Annotated in this window: 16 protein-coding genes; 14 read left to right on the top strand and 2 right to left on the bottom strand. The window is 57.9% G+C overall.

The window, feature by feature from the left end:
- Positions 1–14: 14 nt before the first annotated feature.
- Complete coding sequence (gene sufB, locus AC50YL_RS13790) at positions 15–1,412, top strand: Fe-S cluster assembly protein SufB (protein ID WP_494832743.1); 1,398 nt, start codon at positions 15–17, stop codon at positions 1,410–1,412.
- Between the two features lie 93 nt (positions 1,413–1,505).
- Here sufB and AC50YL_RS13785 read toward each other — a convergent pair whose 3' ends face one another.
- Positions 1,506–2,561 (bottom strand): HD-GYP domain-containing protein, encoded by a 1,056-nt coding sequence (locus tag AC50YL_RS13785; RefSeq protein WP_494832741.1) that lies wholly within the window; start codon positions 2,559–2,561, stop codon positions 1,506–1,508.
- A 152-nt stretch (positions 2,562–2,713) separates the two neighbouring features.
- Positions 2,714–3,451 carry a molybdenum cofactor biosynthesis protein gene (locus AC50YL_RS13780; RefSeq protein WP_494832739.1) on the bottom strand — a complete coding sequence of 246 codons (738 nt, stop codon included), beginning with the start codon at positions 3,449–3,451 and terminating at the stop codon, positions 2,714–2,716.
- Between the two features lie 112 nt (positions 3,452–3,563).
- Between AC50YL_RS13780 and moaA the strand changes: the two genes are divergently transcribed.
- The 13 genes from moaA to AC50YL_RS13715 all read left to right on the top strand — a co-directional run bounded on the left by moaA (position 3,564) and on the right by AC50YL_RS13715 (position 16,897).
- Positions 3,564–4,565 (top strand): GTP 3',8-cyclase MoaA, encoded by a 1,002-nt coding sequence (gene moaA, locus AC50YL_RS13775; protein WP_494832737.1) that lies wholly within the window; start codon positions 3,564–3,566, stop codon positions 4,563–4,565.
- 49 nt (positions 4,566–4,614) lie between these two features.
- Complete coding sequence (locus tag AC50YL_RS13770) at positions 4,615–5,082, top strand: hypothetical protein (RefSeq protein ID WP_494832735.1); 468 nt, start codon at positions 4,615–4,617, stop codon at positions 5,080–5,082.
- A gap of 22 nt (positions 5,083–5,104) precedes the next feature.
- Complete coding sequence (locus AC50YL_RS13765; RefSeq protein ID WP_494832733.1) at positions 5,105–6,544, top strand: bifunctional metallophosphatase/5'-nucleotidase; 1,440 nt, start codon at positions 5,105–5,107, stop codon at positions 6,542–6,544.
- A gap of 104 nt (positions 6,545–6,648) precedes the next feature.
- Entirely contained in the window at positions 6,649–7,497 is an 849-nt protein-coding gene (locus tag AC50YL_RS13760) for an undecaprenyl-diphosphate phosphatase (protein ID WP_494832731.1), read from the top strand.
- Positions 7,498–7,620: 123 nt separating this feature from the next.
- Complete coding sequence (locus tag AC50YL_RS13755; RefSeq protein WP_494832729.1) at positions 7,621–8,736, top strand: HD-GYP domain-containing protein; 1,116 nt, start codon at positions 7,621–7,623, stop codon at positions 8,734–8,736.
- 193 nt (positions 8,737–8,929) lie between these two features.
- Complete coding sequence (gene yfkAB / locus AC50YL_RS13750; RefSeq protein ID WP_494832727.1) at positions 8,930–10,045, top strand: radical SAM/CxCxxxxC motif protein YfkAB; 1,116 nt, start codon at positions 8,930–8,932, stop codon at positions 10,043–10,045.
- A 52-nt stretch (positions 10,046–10,097) separates the two neighbouring features.
- Positions 10,098–11,438 (top strand): hemolysin family protein, encoded by a 1,341-nt coding sequence (locus AC50YL_RS13745; protein WP_494832725.1) that lies wholly within the window; start codon positions 10,098–10,100, stop codon positions 11,436–11,438.
- Positions 11,439–11,630: 192 nt separating this feature from the next.
- A complete protein-coding gene (locus AC50YL_RS13740; protein WP_235948697.1) occupies positions 11,631–11,867 on the top strand; it encodes a spore coat associated protein CotJA in 237 nt (78 codons plus the stop codon).
- Positions 11,860–12,123 (top strand): spore coat protein CotJB, encoded by a 264-nt coding sequence (locus tag AC50YL_RS13735; protein WP_494832723.1) that lies wholly within the window; start codon positions 11,860–11,862, stop codon positions 12,121–12,123. Before AC50YL_RS13740 ends, AC50YL_RS13735 begins: the two co-directional genes overlap by 8 nt.
- A 28-nt stretch (positions 12,124–12,151) precedes the next feature.
- Positions 12,152–12,721 (top strand): manganese catalase family protein, encoded by a 570-nt coding sequence (locus AC50YL_RS13730; RefSeq protein ID WP_494832721.1) that lies wholly within the window; start codon positions 12,152–12,154, stop codon positions 12,719–12,721.
- A gap of 258 nt (positions 12,722–12,979) precedes the next feature.
- The gene (locus tag AC50YL_RS13725) at positions 12,980–14,626 is read left to right on the top strand and encodes a helix-turn-helix domain-containing protein (RefSeq protein WP_494832719.1); all 1,647 of its coding nucleotides are present in this window, start codon (positions 12,980–12,982) and stop codon (positions 14,624–14,626) included.
- A 290-nt stretch (positions 14,627–14,916) separates the two neighbouring features.
- Positions 14,917–15,876: a FecCD family ABC transporter permease gene (locus AC50YL_RS13720; protein ID WP_494832718.1), complete on the top strand. Its 960-nt coding sequence runs from the start codon at positions 14,917–14,919 to the stop codon at positions 15,874–15,876.
- Positions 15,877–15,895: 19 nt separating this feature from the next.
- Positions 15,896–16,897: a FecCD family ABC transporter permease gene (locus AC50YL_RS13715; protein ID WP_494833406.1), complete on the top strand. Its 1,002-nt coding sequence runs from the start codon at positions 15,896–15,898 to the stop codon at positions 16,895–16,897.
- Positions 16,898–16,910: the final 13 nt, after the last annotated feature.

The raw sequence follows: 16,910 nt of genomic DNA, 5'->3' as shown, positions 1-16,910 counted from the left end.
AGGAGGCAATCACAATGGCGAAGCAAATGCCCGATTTGGAAGAGTACAAGTATGGCTTTCGCGACGAGCACAAGGCGATTTTCCAATCCGGTAAAGGACTGACGCCCGAAATCGTCCGCACGATCTCGGAAATCAAAAACGAACCGGAATGGATGCTGGAGTTCCGTCTGAAGGCGCTCGAGCAATTCTACAAAATGCCGATGCCGAAATGGGGCGGCAACATGGACGATTTGGATTTCGACGATATCCAGTACTACGTCCGTCCGTCCGAGAAGCAAGGCAAGACGTGGGAAGAGGTTCCCACGGAGATCAAGGAAACGTTCGACAAGCTGGGCATTCCGGAGGCGGAACAGAAATTCCTCGCCGGCGTATCCGCTCAGTACGAATCCGAGGTCGTCTACCACAGCATGCAGGAAGACCTGGAGAAGCAGGGCGTAATCTTCACCGATACCGATACCGCGCTTCGCGAATACCCGGAGATCTTCAAGCAATACTTCGGTACGATCATTCCACCGGCAGACAATAAGTTCGCGGCGCTCAACAGCGCGGTATGGTCCGGCGGCAGCTTCATCTACGTGCCGAAAGGCGTCAAATGCGAAATTCCGCTGCAGGCGTACTTCCGAATCAACTCCGAAAACATGGGCCAATTCGAGCGTACGCTGATCGTGGCCGACGAAGACAGCTTCGTGCATTACGTCGAAGGCTGTACGGCTCCGATCTACAGCACGAACTCGCTGCACAGCGCGGTCGTCGAGATCCTCGTGCTCAAGAACGCCCGTTGCCGCTATACGACCATCCAGAACTGGGCGCCGAACATCTACAACCTCGTGACCAAACGCGCGGTTGCGGAAGAAAACGCGACGATGGAGTGGGTCGACGGCAACATCGGCTCCAAGCTGACGATGAAATACCCGGCCGTCATCTTGAAAGGCCGCGGCGCGAAAGGCATGGTGCTCTCCATCGCCGTAGCGGGTAAAGGCCAGCATCAGGATGCGGGCGCCAAAATGACGCATCTTGCGCCTGACACGACGTCGACGATCGTCTCCAAATCGATCAGCAAGCACGGCGGCAAAGTCACGTACCGCGGCTTGGCATCGTTTGGACGCAATTCCGAAGGCTCCAAAGCGAACATCAAATGCGATACGCTGATTTTGGATAACCAGTCCACGTCGGATACGATTCCGTACAACGAAATCATGAACGACAATATCACGCTCGAGCATGAGGCGACGGTATCCAAAGTATCCGAAGATCAGCTGTTCTACCTGATGAGCCGCGGAATGACGGAAGCGGAAGCGACGCAGATGATCGTCATGGGCTTCATCGAGCCGTTCACGAAAGAGCTGCCGATGGAATACGCGGTCGAAATGAACCGTCTGATCAAATTCGAAATGGAAGGCTCGATCGGTTAATTTCGCCGAAGAGCTTCCGGTCGATATAAAAAAGCTCCGAGCCCGGCTTCTTGCGAAGCCGCGTATCGGAGCTTTTTAAATGCCGTTGATATGCTACATAAACACATGCTTTACTTCCAGGCCGCGTTCGACCGTCAAATCGATAAACCGCTCTTCGACGCGGATCAAAGGCCTGAAAAATTCCGAGGAATGCGTCATGATGATCGTGCCGGTCTCGCCGGTTTCCAATTGTACCTGCTTGCCGATGAAATTCGGGATCATATGCCGGATGAAGGTATGCGTCGTTTCCGGATCGAGCTCCGAGAAGCTCATTCGGTACAACTCTTTGAGCACGAACAGCAGGTCGCGCTTCTTCTGATAAACCCGCGAAGAGATCATGGCGCTGTACACGTCGGCGACGGCGACGATTTTGGAGACAGGATGCATGTCTGAGCCGGCGATGCGATTCGGGTAGCCGGTGCCGTCGATTCGTTCATGATGCTCGAGCGCAACGGTAGCCGCGAGCGAAGCGCCGAACGAATCCGTGATGATACGGTGACCGAAGATCGTATGCTTCTTGATCGTTTCGAACTCGTCCGATGACAGCTTGTCCGGTTTGTTCAAGATGGTGTCCTGGATTTGGCATTTGCCGATGTCGTGCAGGAAGCCGGCTTGTCCGATCTTGACGGATTCTTCTTCGCTGTAATCGAGCCACGAAGCGAGAAAATAAGCCAGCATGCCGACTTGCACGGAGTGTTGGTACGTATAGTCGTCCTTCGTATTCAACAAGAGCAGCATGGAGACGACGTCGCGTTCCATTCTAAAGTTGTCGACCAAGGGCTGGAACGTATGCACGACGTCGTCTTCCACGATTTTGCCGTTCTGGAAGGCTTCCATGAACAATTGTTCGCAACCGCTGACCGCGTCTTGATAGATCGGCTCTACCGTAGGCAGCCATTTCGGGCTCAAGCCGGATTCGATCGTGCGGATCGCCGGTTCTTCCGACGGCCTGGCGTCGATATCGACGTAATCGATTTGATGCTGGAAGAGCTTCGATATTTCCCGCGCGAATAAATCCGTACCCTTGGAGAGCACGTGCAGTCCATAGGAGTTGAATGTATCGTGGCTTAACTTGTCCCCTGCTTTAAGCTCCGTCACGTGTATACGCATGATCCACCTCTAAGCGGCTATGAAATAGGCAATTGGTACGTCAATGGTAGCAATAAAATGTAAAAATGGCAATAAGAGCATATCGTGCAACTAGTGCTATACTCCTTATCGGCATTCAAGGCTTTACATGTTAATGTTTCTTTAACGAACCGCTATTTCCCCTGCGCGATCGGATTCCACGGACCCAGCTGAGAGCCTTTCCATTCGGATCCGTCTTCCCAGATCTCGCGTTTCCAGATCGGCACGATTTGTTTCAGCCGCTCGATCGCGTAACGGCTTGCCTCGTAGCAGGCATCGCGGTGGGGGGAGGACACGGCGATCACGACGCTGATCTCGGCAATATCCACGACTCCGGTCCGATGCCAAATGGCGCACTTCGTTCCGGGCCAGCGTGCCGCGATTTCTTCGCCGATCTGCTCGAGCGTTTTCACGGCCATGGGGACATAGGCCTCGTATTCGAGCCGTACGGTCCGCTGTCCCTGCGTCCACTCCCTTGTCGTACCCGTGAAAGTAAGAGCCGCGCCGTTATCGGGGACGATGACAAGCGCCGTCACGGCCTCGACGGACAACGGATCGGACGTGATCCGGTATCGGTCTGCCTGTGCGGAGGATGCCTCGGCGGCAGTCACGGTGTCCTCGCCGCCCGATACGGGCGGGAGCAAGGCCAGTTCGTCCGCGGCATGGAGCAGCTGGTCGTCGGTCGCGTAGGCTTGGTTGCTGGCCAGGAATGAGATGGCGATGAGCGCGGCGTGCGCCGGGTAAAGCTCGGCGAGCGTTTGTTTCAGCCGAGCCACGGTAAGCTCGACCTGAGCGAGCTCGAGTTGAATCGAGGGACTGCCGAATCGATCGGACAGGCCGGCAAACAGCTGAATATTCCACATTACAGTCATGTCTATAACCTCTCGTCTTCATATGTTAATGGTCCCCACAGCATACCATAATGTGTTCAAAAATGTTATGCTAGAGGCAGAAACGGGAACACCGCAAAGGAGAGTGCGTGCCATGACAGCCCTAACAGATCGATTCGGACGCGTTCATGATTACTTGCGCATTTCCGTTACAGATCGCTGCAATCTGCGCTGTTTGTACTGCATGCCCGAGGAAGGCATGAAGTTCGAGCCGCCCGAAAATTTGCTCAGCTACGAGCAAATCGCTGAAGTCGTCCGCACCGGGGCGAGACTCGGCATCACGAAGCTTCGAATAACCGGCGGGGAACCGCTCGTACGGCCGGGACTGGCCGGTCTGGTGAGCGAGCTTGCTTCTATTCCGGGCATCCAAGACATATCGTTAACAACCAACGGCGTTATGCTCGCGGATCATGCGGAAGAGCTAAAAGCCGCAGGGCTCAAGCGGGTGAACATCAGCCTGGATACGCTCGACTCCACGCGGTTTAAGTTCATCGCGAGGCGCGGGGAACTGCAGCGCGTGCTGCAGGGCATCGAGGCGGCCGCGAGCGTCGGCTTCGCGCCGATCAAGTTGAATTGCGTCCTGTTGAAAGGCGTCAACGAGGACGAAATCGCCGCTTTTCTGGATATGGCTGCCAAGCAGCCGCTGCATGTCCGCTTTATCGAATATATGCCGATCGGCCACGCCGACGACAACTGGCGGAAACATTATTTGCCGCTGTCGCGTGTATTGGAAATCGCGCAGCAGAACAAGCTGGACGTGGAGCGGATCAGCGACGTGCTCGGCAACGGTCCCTCCGACGATTATCGGATCAAGGGCGGCATCGGAACATTCGGCTTGATTCACCCCGTCAGCGACCAGTTCTGCTCGCGCTGCAACCGGCTCCGGTTGACGGCCGACGGCAACCTGCAGCCCTGCTTGTACTGGGTGGACGAACTGAACGTAAAGCCGGCCTTGGGCAGCGCGGCCGAGCTGGAGAAACTGTTCTTGCGGGCGTTGGATATCAAACCGCGGAATCACGAGATGGCCGCGAAGTTGGCGGACGAATCGCAGTCGCATGAGCCGACGGCGCGCCGCATGTCTCAAATCGGCGGGTAACGGTCGGTTCGACGCGATACCCAGCAGCAGACGAAGAAAGGAAGCGGCAATGACGCACATCATAGCAGTATATTATCCCGGCCTTCAGCCGGTCGAGACGATGCCGGAGGACATGGCCCGCCTGGCGGGCCGTGTTTTTCCGGCGTCCGAACGAGTTCCCGGCGCCGCCGGCGAGGCATTCGACGTCGGCGAATGGTTTGAACGATTTCGCGAGCAGCAGGGAATCGACCCGCAGGCGCCGCTGCCAACGCATTTGAAAATCGAGGCGGCCGATACGTTCGAGGCGATCGTCCCATGGGAACAGCTGACGGACGCGGCGGTACAGTTCGCCATCGACGGAGCGCCGTTGATCAAGAACGGACCGATCCGGCTCTACGTGCTGAACGGGTCAAGCGATTGCTTGAACGTCAAAAGCGTCGTCGCCTGCCGGTTCTTGCAGGATGAAGACAAGCGCGGCGAAGCATCGTTCGGATTCAAGCAGACTTTCTCAGCGGATGAGATGCGAATCAAGCGTTGAATCGCGCAACCGGGAGGCAAGCATGAAGGATATGGCAACGAATGCGCCCGATGTCGTGCTGCTTCACAGCAACGACATTCACAGCAGGCTGGAACAAGCGGCCAAAATCGCGGCATACATCGAAGAAGCCCGGGGCACGCACGGCGTCAATCGCGTGTTGGCATTGGATATCGGGGATCATATGGACCGCATGCGGGTCGAGACCGAAGCGAGCGACGGCTTGGCGAATATCGCGTTGCTGAACGCGGCCGGATACGAAGCCGCGACGCTCGGCAACAACGAAGGCTTGACCTTTACGCCGGAACAGCTGGATGAGGCTTTCGGCGCAGAAGCGCACTTCAGAACGGTATGCGCGAACCTGTACCGGAGCGAAGCAGGAACGCGTCCGTCCTGGCTGCTGCCGCATGCAATAATCGAGAAGGCCGGCGTTCGCTTCGGCATCGTCGGGGTAACGGCGGCTTTCGCGGAGTTTTACGGGCTGCTCGGGTGGGAGGTTACGAATCCGCTTGAAGCGGTCGCGGAGCAAGTCGCGGCCATTCGCGGCGAAGTCGACGTGGTCGTCGTGTTGTCCCATATAGGGCTGCCGCTCGACCGAAGGATGGCGGAATCGATTCCCGGCATCGACCTGATCCTGGGCGGGCATACGCATCATTTGCTGGAGGAACCGGAGATTATCGGCGATACGCATATTTGCGCGACGGGCAAGTACGGCGAATATGTCGGCCGCGTGGAAGTCCGGTTCGATGCCGGGAATCGTCCGTCCTTCAAAGCGTCCTGCGTGCCGATGACGGACTATCCCGAGCAACCGGAAGCGAGAAACATCATTAATGCGTACCATCGAGGCAGCGTGGAGCGCCTTGGGCGTGTGATCACCGTGCTTGAGGCTCCGTTGCCGGCATTGGCGGAGCGGGAATCGCCGCTAGTCAATCTGCTTGCCGCGGGACTTCGGCGCTGGACGGGGGCGGAGATCGGCATCGTTAACGCCGGTCAGCTGCTCGGCGGACTGGCGTCCGGGAAAGTAACGGCCGGCGAGCTCCACGCGTTATGCCCGTCGCCGATCAATCCGTGCCGGATAAAGCTTTCCGGCAGGGATATCCGGATCAGCCTGGAGCAGTCGCTGCAGATCGGCTTTATCGAGAAGCAGATCCGCGGCTTCGGCTTCCGTGGGTCGGTGCTCGGAACCTTGGCCGTGGACGGCATGGTTATTCGTTACGATCCCGCGGGGCCGCCGAACGCCCAGATCGCTTCCATCTCGGTCGATGGACAAGAGCTCGACGATGACCGCGACTACGTGGTTGGGACGATCGACATGTTTACGTTTGGGGCGGGCTATGAGAAAATCAAGAACGGCACGGACATCGCATATTTCTTGCCTGAATTTATCCGTGACGTGCTCGAACGGGAGCTGCAGGACCGCGATGCGGTCGCCGACAGCTTTCGGGAGCGTTGGATCTCCCGTTAAACGGGCCGGCGCAGCGAGGTTTAGTGCCGGAACTCCGTCGTCTGTAGGAATGACACCGCTTTTGTATCCATTGTTGCACGTTAAGTATGTTTCAGGAGGGTTCCATGGGAGACATTATTCATTCGATTATTTTGGGGATTGTGGAAGGCTTGACCGAGTTTTTGCCCGTATCTTCGTCGGGCCACATGATTTTGACGAACAAGCTGCTTGGCATCGCGTCCGACGACCAAGCCATCGTCACGTTCGAGATCATCATTCAGCTGGGAGCCATTCTCGCGATGGCGCTCGTTTACCGGCAACGGATCGCCGATTTGTTCGGCTTTTCCCGAAAGACGGTATCGCTCGGAACGTTCGGCGACGGCCGTTCCGCTCCGCGCAAGAAACTGAACCTCATCCACGTCGCGCTCGGCATCGTGCCGGCGATGCTGCTCGCGTACGTGCTGAAGGACGTCATCAAAGGCGAAGGCTTCAACCAAGCCCCGGTTCTCCTCTCCCTTGTCGTCGGCGGGGTCTATATGATCGTCGCGGAGAAGCTCTCCAATTCCGGCCGCATCCGTGTCAAGGCGGAAACGATGGACGATATGACGTACCGTCAGGCATTCATGATCGGGCTGCTGCAATGTCTATCGCTCTGGCCGGGATTCTCGCGTTCGGGCTCCACGATCGCGGGCGGGATGCTGACCGGGACGAGCTATAAAGCCGCAGCGGACTTTTCCTTCCTGATGGCGATTCCGATCATGGTGGTAGCATCCGGGTACGAGATGCTCGATAGCTACAAATACATCACGGGCGACAACCTGACCTTCTTTATCGTCGGTTTCCTCGTCTCGTTCGTCGTGGCATGGCTCGTCATCGTGCTGTTCTTGCGATTCATCCAGAAGGTCAAGCTGACGCATTTCGCGATTTACCGGTTTATTCTGGCCGCGCTGTTCTGGGTTTTTGTCATGCGTTAGGAAAATTTTGTCGACATTTGACGAAACTGTTCTTGCTCTTTTTCCTTAAATCCCTTACATTAACATTACGAGGTTATAGTCCTAACCGTATAGGAAAATAGAAGCAAGGCAGGGGTCGATAGGATGCGTTTACTGCCCATTCAATTGTGCCAGCCCGGCATGAGGCTCGCGAAGAAGATTTATTCCGAAGAGGGCCTTGTTTTGCTCGGCGCGGACGTCGAATTAAATCATAAGCTCATCACCCGCCTCTATGAATGCGGCATTCATTACGTGTACATTCAGGATCCCCGTACCGCTGACCTGGTCGTGCCGGATCTCATCAGCGAAGAAACGAGACACCGCGCGCTAACCGAGATCCGTACCAATTTCCGGAACCTGATGGACAGGCCCAACCGCAAGAGCGGCGTCACCTACCCTTATATCGGAAAGTCGTTCCGCCAGATCATGGGGATGGTCATCGACGATTTGACCGGGCAGAAGGATGCCATGGTGATGTTGATGAACATGGGCATCGTCGATAATTATTTGTTCAATCATTCGCTGAACGTGTCGGTCTATACGACCGTGCTCGGCATCGCGAACGGCTATTCCCGGGACGAGCTCATGACGCTCGGTCTCGGCGCCGTTCTGCACGATATCGGCAAGACGCAGATCAGCGTGAATATTTTGAAGAAGAACGACAACCTCTCCCGTGACGAATACGAGGAGATGAAGCGTCATGCGGAGCGCGGCTACTATCTGCTCAAGGATGAGCCGAACATTCCGCTGTTAGCCGCTCACTGCGCCTACCAGCATCATGAACGGCTCGACGGCAGCGGTTATCCGCGCGGCATCAAGGGCGACGAGATTCACGAGTACGCGAAGTGGATCGGCATCGTGGATTCCTACGACGCGATGACGACAACGCGCGTGTATCGCAATCCCATGCTCCCGCACGAAGCGGTCGAATCGTTGTACGCCGGAACGGGCACCTTGTACGAGCAGCGCATGCTGCAGCTGTTTCGGGACAAAGTCGCGATTTATCCGCTCGGCGTGACCGTGCGGCTGCAATCCGGCGAAGTCGGCGTCGTCGTCGATATCAATTCGTCCATTCCGCACCGACCCGTCGTCCGGGTGTTAAACGACGAATCGGGCCAGGAGCTTAAGGCACCGTACGAAGTGGATTTGTCCAAGCAGCTTACGACGATGATCGTCAGCGTGAACGAGAATCAAGCGCTGGCCGAAGCAGCGAATTCGTAATGACGGATTTCGGGCCGGCAGCAAAATATGAAGGTCCGAGGAGCCGTGCGGGCTCCTTTTGTTATGTCGCTGCAAGCACGAACGCGAGTCGGCCAACGACCGTGTCGTTTGCATCGCGCCGCGATGGACATTACAATAAGAGGAAAGCAATGAAAAGTGACATGTTATTATGAAAAGTCAGGTGCTGAACACAATGTTAAACGCAATACCTTCGCCTTTTACGCCCAAGAATGATCCTTGGGACCCGATTCTCTCGCTGCGGAGCCATGGACGCCACCGGCTGACGAGCGTGGAGATGACGCTTACCAATCTATGCAACATGCGCTGCGAGCATTGCGCGGTCGGCGATGCGCTCGTGCTATCGGAGCCGGAGAAACTGCCGCTCGACATGATGCTGCGCAGGCTCGACGAAATCGAACACTTGAAGACGATCAGCATCACCGGCGGAGAACCGACCTTCTCGGAACGCGCGGTTAAGGACTATATGATCCCGCTGCTTCAATATGCCCGCAGCCGGGGTATATTTTCTCAAATCAACTCTAACATTACGCTGGATTACGGCAGGTACGAGGCGATCGCGCCATACCTCGACGTCATGCATATTTCGTTCAATTACACCTCGGCGGACGATTTTCACGAGATCGGTTTTGCGAAGAGCGGCCATTCGGTGCCGAAAGCCGTCGCCGCGCGGATGTACGACCGGATGCTCGAGAACGCGAGAAAGCTGAGCGACGGCGGGCTGTTCGTATCGGCCGAATCGATGATCAATTACCGCACGCACCGCAAGATGCCGGACATTCACCGCCTTATCGCCGAAATGGGCTGTCGCCGCCATGAGGTGCATCCGATGTATCCGAGCGCGTTCGCCGCGGATCTGCCGGTCATTACGCCGGCGCAAATGCGCGATGCGGTCACGGATCTGCTGGATCACCGCAATCCTGACCTATGGATGCTGTTCGGCACGCTTCCGTTCTACGGCTGCAGCGAGGATGCGTTGGACCGTGCGCTGCTGAAGCGGCTGGCGAATGAGCCTTTGGTCACGGTCCGCAACGATCCGGACGGACGCAACCGGCTGAACGTGAATTTATTCACGGGCGACGTGTTCGTCACCGACTTCTCGGACGTGCCGGCCTTCGGCAATATCCGGAATAGCCGCCTGGACGACCTATTCGACCGCTGGTTGTCCCATCCGCTCGCGAAGAGCGTGGATTGCCATTGTCCCGCCGCGGGCTGCTGCGGTCCGAACCTGCTCGTGAAGGATATGTATTACCGCGACGTGGATTTCGGCACGCGCAGGGCGATCTTGTAAGCGTACAGAGAGAAAGCGGCTGCAAGGCCGATGAGAGGAGCGAGTACGACCTTTGCAGGAATTTGAGTTCGGAAGGATCTTTTGGAATCTTTGCATCGTCCTCATTTTAGTGCTGTTGAACGGCTTTTTCGTCGCCGCGGAATTTTCGCTCGTGAAAGTAAGGCAATCGCGCTTGACCCAGCTGGTCAACGAAGGCAATTCGCGGGCGAGGTACGCGATCAAGGTCAATCAGCGCCTGGATGCGTATTTGTCGGCAACGCAGCTCGGCATTACGCTCGCTTCGCTCGGTCTCGGCTGGGTAGGGGAACCGGCCATATCGGATCTGATCGTGGAGCCGCTCTTTCACTTGCTGGGCCTGAGCGACGGAGCGGTCATGCATACCGTGTCGGTCGTGATCGGCTTCCTGGTCATTACGTTCCTGCATATCGTGCTCGGGGAGCTGGCTCCGAAATCGCTGGCGATCCAGAAATCCGAAAGCACGTCGCTGTGGGCATCCATGCCGCTGCTGTATTTTTACCGCGTCTTCCTGCCGGCAATCTGGCTGCTCAACGGTTCCGCGAACGGGCTGCTCCGCATCTTCGGCGTTAAGCCGGCAAGCGAGCACGACTCGGCGCATACGGAGGAAGAAATCCGCATCCTGATGGACCAGAGCGCGAAGAGCGGCATCATCGACAAGGACGAGCTGAAGCTGTTCGACAACATTTTCGAATTTTCCGACCGCTTGGCCCGCGAAGTGATGCTTCCGCGGACGGACATGGATTGCCTGTATGCCAATCTGCCGTTCGAAGAGAACATGAAGATCGTCTACGCGACCAAACATACGCGTTACCCGGTCTGCGTCGAAGACAAGGACCAATTGATCGGCTTCGTACATATTACCGATCTGCTGACGGCAGACCCGGATGAAGAGCAAACAATGACGAAATTCCTCAGGCCGATCCTGAACGTGCCCGAGTCGATGGAAGTCAGCCATGTGCTGAAGCTGATGCAGCGCAAGCATTCGCAGCTTGCGATCGTCGTGGATGAATACGGCGGTACGGCCGGGATGTTGACGACGGAGCAGATCCTCGAGGAGATCGTAGGAGAAATCCACGACGAATTCGACAACGAACAGCCTGAAATCATCGTTAAAGGCGACGTCACTTCCGTCGAAGGCCGTATGCTGATCGAGGAAATCAACGACATGTTCAACCTGGAGATCGAAGACGAAGACGTCGATACGATCGGGGGCTGGTTGTTCACGGCTTTGGAGGGCAATCCGGAACGGGGCAAGAAGGTGAATTTTGACGGTTACGTCTTCGAGGTGGCGGAGAGCGAGCCGCTGCGCGTGCTGCGCGTCTTTATTTACCGCGTCAAGGTGGAGGAGCCCGAAGTATTATTGGTGGAAGAATGAGGTAATGATTTGTTGCTGGAATGGAGAAGAGCTTTTGTCCTCGGACAGGAGCTCTTTTTTCGTTGCAGGTAATATTACCCGGGAAATCAATTATTTAATGGGCGTCCAAGCAAAATTGCCCAAAGGCAGACATAAGTATAGGAGTGGTAAGCGAAGTGTCCGCGAAAACATCACGAGGAGGGGGAAGCGAAGTTGAACGCTGTTAAACCGACGCGCGATTGGTATCCCTTTGTTGGTCCGTTTGACCCATGTCCGCCCAAATACGTCAAAACCTATTACGTTGCGCCGAACCAGTACATTCCGTTTCAGCCGATGAATCTGCCGCAGTTTTCGCTTGCGGACGCGCTGAAGCTGGGCACCCTATGGCCAGCGCTTTACGGACCCTACGAATCGAAATGCAATGCGAGGGGGCCGGAACAAGATGAATAAACAGCTGGACGAACAGTATTATCAGAAGCTGCTCGAACTGCAGCAGCTTGATTTTGGGCTGGTCGAGCTGACGTTGTATCTCGATACGCATCCGAACGATCTTCAAGCGCTCCAGCAGTTCAATCAGCTGGCCCAGCAGCGCCAGCAATGCGCGCATCAATTCGAGATGCAGTACGGACCGCTGCTGCAATTCGGGCTGAGTTTTTCCAAATTTCCGTGGCAGTGGGTCGAAACGCCGTGGCCGTGGCAGGTGTAGAGGATCAACCGAAGGAGGCGGGACGCTCGTGTGGATTTATGAGAAGAAGCTGCAGTATCCGGTGCGCGTGAGCAAATGCGATCCGCGGGTCGCGCGCTATCTGGTGGAACAGTACGGCGGCGCGGACGGAGAGCTGTCTGCGGCGCTCCGGTACATGAACCAGCGTTACAGCATCCCGGACAAGGTCGTCGGACTACTGACGGATATCGGAACCGAGGAATTCGCGCATCTGGAAATGATTGCGACGATGATCTACAAGCTGACGAAGGATGCGACGCCGAAGCAGCTGGAGGATGCAGGGCTTGGGCCGAACTACGTGAACCACGATAACGGCATGTTCTACAACAACGCTTCGGGCGTACCGTGGACGGCGGCCTATATCGCGACCAAAGGCGATCCGATCGCCGACCTGTACGAGGATATCGCAGCGGAGGAAAAAGCGCGTACCACCTACCAGTGGATCATCGACATGACGGATGACGTCGATCTGCAGGACGGATTGAAATTTCTGCGCGAACGGGAAATCGTGCATGCGCTGCGCTTCAAAGAAGCGGTCGAGATCCTCAAGGCGGACCGCGACACGAAGAAAGTGTATTGAGGTCCAGTGGGAAAGCTCTTGCGGCTTCGAAGGCTGCGGGAGCTTTTTTAGCTGTCTGCTTCCATAGCTATCCGAAGCGGTACGGGCGAAGCGAAGGCGTGTTTCGTCAGAAAATGTTGTATAATGTGGACAAAGCGGCAACGGATCGGAGACTAGCTTCAGTAATAAGTTTCAGTGACATGCGCTAGGCTGCCGGTCCCGGCTGAACGGGCGCCGGGGGCGTAGCATGGAAGAAGCGGGCGAAGGAGGGATTGCCGAATGACGGCGGCAGACGGAGGGACTGAATTTCTGGCAGGCGTCTTATGCGAGGTCGTGAGCGCGGAGCGAGCATCCGAGCGGCCGCTATGGGCTGACGGCACGGCCGTGCTGCATTGCCATGCGCTGGTGTATTCCGCGAACGGCGGCGAAATCATTATCGACGGGAGAGCGGACAAGCTGATGCGCGGGACGGTTTACCTGTGCGCGACTGGCACGGCCGTCGAGCTGCGGCTACCGGACCGTGCGGAGAACGAGTTGATTTGGGCAGCCTTCGAGCTTTACCGGCTCTCGGAACGATCGGAAGCGCAAAGGGTGTACATTCGGGAGGACAAGCTGCCGGCGCAGGGCGCCGTACGCGCCGAAGGCGGCCGCGCCATGCGGCTTCTTCGCCTCCTGGCGGAGGGGAGCGGCGCGGATGCGGGGAACGATGCGTTCGCGCGTCATCCGATCTTGCATGATCTGCTGACGACGCTGCTTCGCCGCAGCGCCCCAGCCCTCGGCGAGGACATGGAAGAACGGCTGAAAACGACGATACGGTTCATGCACGACCATTATAAAGAAGATATTCGCGTCGAACGCCTTGCCGAGATGGCGCAGCTGCATCCGTCCTATTACGCCCAAGTGTTCAAGCAGGCTACCGGCAAAACGCCGATCGTCTTCTTGACCGACCTGCGCATGAGCAAGGCGAAGGAAATGCTTCTGTCGTCCGGAAGAAGGGTCCGGGACATCGCCCGTGACGTCGGGTACGGCGACGAGTTTTACTTCAGCAGGCGATTCAAAGAAACAAGCGGCGCAGCACCGACCGCTTACGGCAAGAGAACGGACATGCGCGTCGTATCGCTCTCGTATCCCTACACGGATCATCTGCAGGTGCTCGGCATCGAGCCCTGCGCCGCGCAGACGCACCGGCATATCCCGCTCGTCGCCAAGACGCTGTCCCTGCCGAAGCACGGCTCCGAACCGTGGGAGGCGACACGTCAAACCTTCTTCGACGTGCAGCCCGATCTTATCGTCTGCAAGGACAACGTATGGGCCAAGGCGCGGGAAAATATCAACGATATCGCGCCGATCGCGATGATCCCATGGGCTTCGCGGGACGTCTATGCACATCTCGGGAGCATAGCCAAGCTCGTGAATCGGGAACAGGCCGCGAAACAATGGCTGGACGCGCACGAACGCAAGGTCGAGCTCGCGCGGCAGAAGGTCGGCCGCTTTGCCGGCGGCGTCACGGTCGTCGTCTGTGCCGTGCGCGGACGCGGATTGCGCATCTACGGCGCGCGCAATTTCGGCCATATCTTCTACCGCTTGCTCGGACTTGCGCCGCCGGCCGCGCTCCGCGGCCAGCTGGACCGGCATCCGACCGGTACCGGGCACACCTGGACGGCGATCGAGCCCGGAGAGTTGGCGCAGTACGACGCCGATTATTTATTTCTGGCGCCGGAGACCGAGGGGGACCTGAAATACGCGATGGAGCTTCTCGGGACGAACCCGGCTTGGTTGCGGCATGCCGCGGTACGGGGCGGTCGGGTTACGTTATTGGATTGGGACAAGTGGATCGTCTACGCCCCGTCGCTGATCGAACGGCAATTGGAGGAAGCCGTGCATCTGCTGACCGGCGGCACGGTACCGGCACGGAAAGTCTTCTGATGCCGGTGCCCGCCGCGACGGCGCAACCGGCTCGAAGCGTCGATCGAATCCGTTGGACGCTCGGAGGGACGGCGGGGAAGGAAATGCCTTTCTGCGCGTTTCCGGGAAATCTCCATGCCATCGATCTTGGAATATGTCATGTACGAAAAGCGGGATTGCTTTATAATTATTCATTGATAATGATTATCAGTATTAATGAGCGAGAGGGGCTGCATCAAGGCATCGTGACCAACAGGAGCATCAGGAGCAACAGGAAGATTGGCTATGCCGTCGGCTTTTGGTTCGCCCTTATGACTGCAGGGCTGCTGGCGTCCATGTTCGCCGCGATCTCTTACGGCGCGAAAGAGCTGACGCTCGGGACGGTGTGGTCGGCGGTCTTTCGCTACGACGAAACGCTGACGTCTCATCAAATCATTCATGAGTTGAGATTGCCCCGCGTGCTCGGCGCCGTCGTCACGGGCATGGCCTTCGGCGCGGCAGGCGCGCTTATACAAGGCGTGACGCGCAACCCGATGGCCGATACGGGCATTCTCGGCATCAATGCGGGATCGGCTTTCGTCGTCGCGCTCAGTTTCGCGCTGCTGCCGGGGTTGTCCTATTCGGCGCTTATACTGCTGTCTTTCGCGGGTGCGGCGCTCAGCACGCTGCTCATCGTGTCGCTCGGCGCGGCATCGCCCGGCGGGTTGTCCTCGCTGAAGCTGACCGTCGCGGGGGCAGTGACGGCCGCGATCCTGCATTCGCTCAGCACCGGCGTCGCGCTCTATTACGGGTTGAGCCAGGATCTTGCCTTCTGGTATGCGGGCGGCGTAGCCGGCGTCAAATGGATGCATCTCCGGCTGCTCGCGCCGATCGTGCTGCTGGCGCTGGCCGGGGCGACGGCCATCGGCCGCCAGGTCTCGTTTCTGGCGCTCGGCGACGATACCGCGGTCAACCTCGGCATTCGCACGGCGCGGGTCAAAATCATAGCGATGGGACTAGCCGTCGCGCTTGCCGGGTCCTCGGTAGCGGTAGCCGGTTCGATCGGCTTCGTCGGCCTCGTGGTCCCGCACATCGCGCGCCGGATCGCGGGCGTCGATTATCGGCTCGTCATTCCGATGTCGGCGCTGCTCGGGGCGATCCTGCTCGTATGGGCAGACTTCGCTTCGCGCCTGGTCAATCCGCCGCAGGAATTCGCCATCGGGGCGATGGTCGCGCTCGTTGGCGTTCCGTTCTTCCTGTACCTCGCCCGCAAGGAAGGGAGGGAGCTGTAAGGTGGATGCCTATGCCGCAATGCGGAGAAGAAGGGCCGTCATCGTCTCGCTCGTCATGCTGCTGCTAGCCGCGGTCGTGATCGTCGTCAGCTTGAACACGGGTACGATCCGGCTGTCCCCCGTGTCCGTATGGAAAGCGCTGATCGGCAGAGGGACGCCGGAAGAGACGCTGATCCTGTACGATTACCGGCTGCCGCGCATCGTCATCACGGCGCTCGCGGGCATCGGGCTCGGCGTCGCCGGCGCGGTACTGCAAGGCGTTTCGCGCAATTCGCTGGCCGATCCGGGCATTCTCGGGCTTCACGCCGGCGCCGCGCTCGGCTTGACCGTATTCGTTTCGTTCTTTCATGGCATGGAGGGACCCGATGCCCTGCTCATCCCGCTCTTTACGTTCGCCGGCGGGATCGCCATCGCCGTCTTCATCTTTCTGTTCGCGTACGACCGGCGAAAGGGGATTTTGCCGATCCGGCTCATTCTGGTCGGGATCGCCGTCGAAGCGGGCGTCAGCGCCTTCACGTTGTTTCTCTCGCTGCGGCTGGACGAGGACACGTACAATTTCGCCGCGCGCTGGCTGGCCGGCAGCATCTGGGGCCGCGAATGGATCAACGTCTGGGCGCTGCTGCCGTGGACGGTCGTGCTGGTGCCGCTCATTTATTACCGGTCCCGGGTGCTGGACGTGTTCGCGCTGGGCGACGAGATCGCCGGCGGCGTGGGCGGCCGCGTCAACCGAAGCCGCATCCTGATGCTGACCCTGGCCGTGGCGTTATCCTGCGCGAGCGTATCCATGACGGGCGGGATCGGCTTCATCGGCCTGGCCGCGCCGCATATCGCGCGAAGCCTCGCAGGGCCGCAGCATCGCCATTTCCTGCCTGTAGCGGCGATGACGGGCTTGGTCATTCTCGTAACGGCCGACACGATCGGACGATCCATCTTTCAGCCGAACGCGATTCCAGCCGGTGTGGTCGTCGCGGGAATCGGCGGCCCGTATTTTCTGTATCAGCTGTTTCGCAGCAAAACTTAATCATTCACCGAGG

The sequence above is a fragment of the Paenibacillus sp. J22P277 genome, from assembly GCF_059383675.1.
The sequence above is the reverse complement of the archived record's forward strand: the minus strand, read 5'-3'. Positions and strand labels throughout refer to the sequence as shown.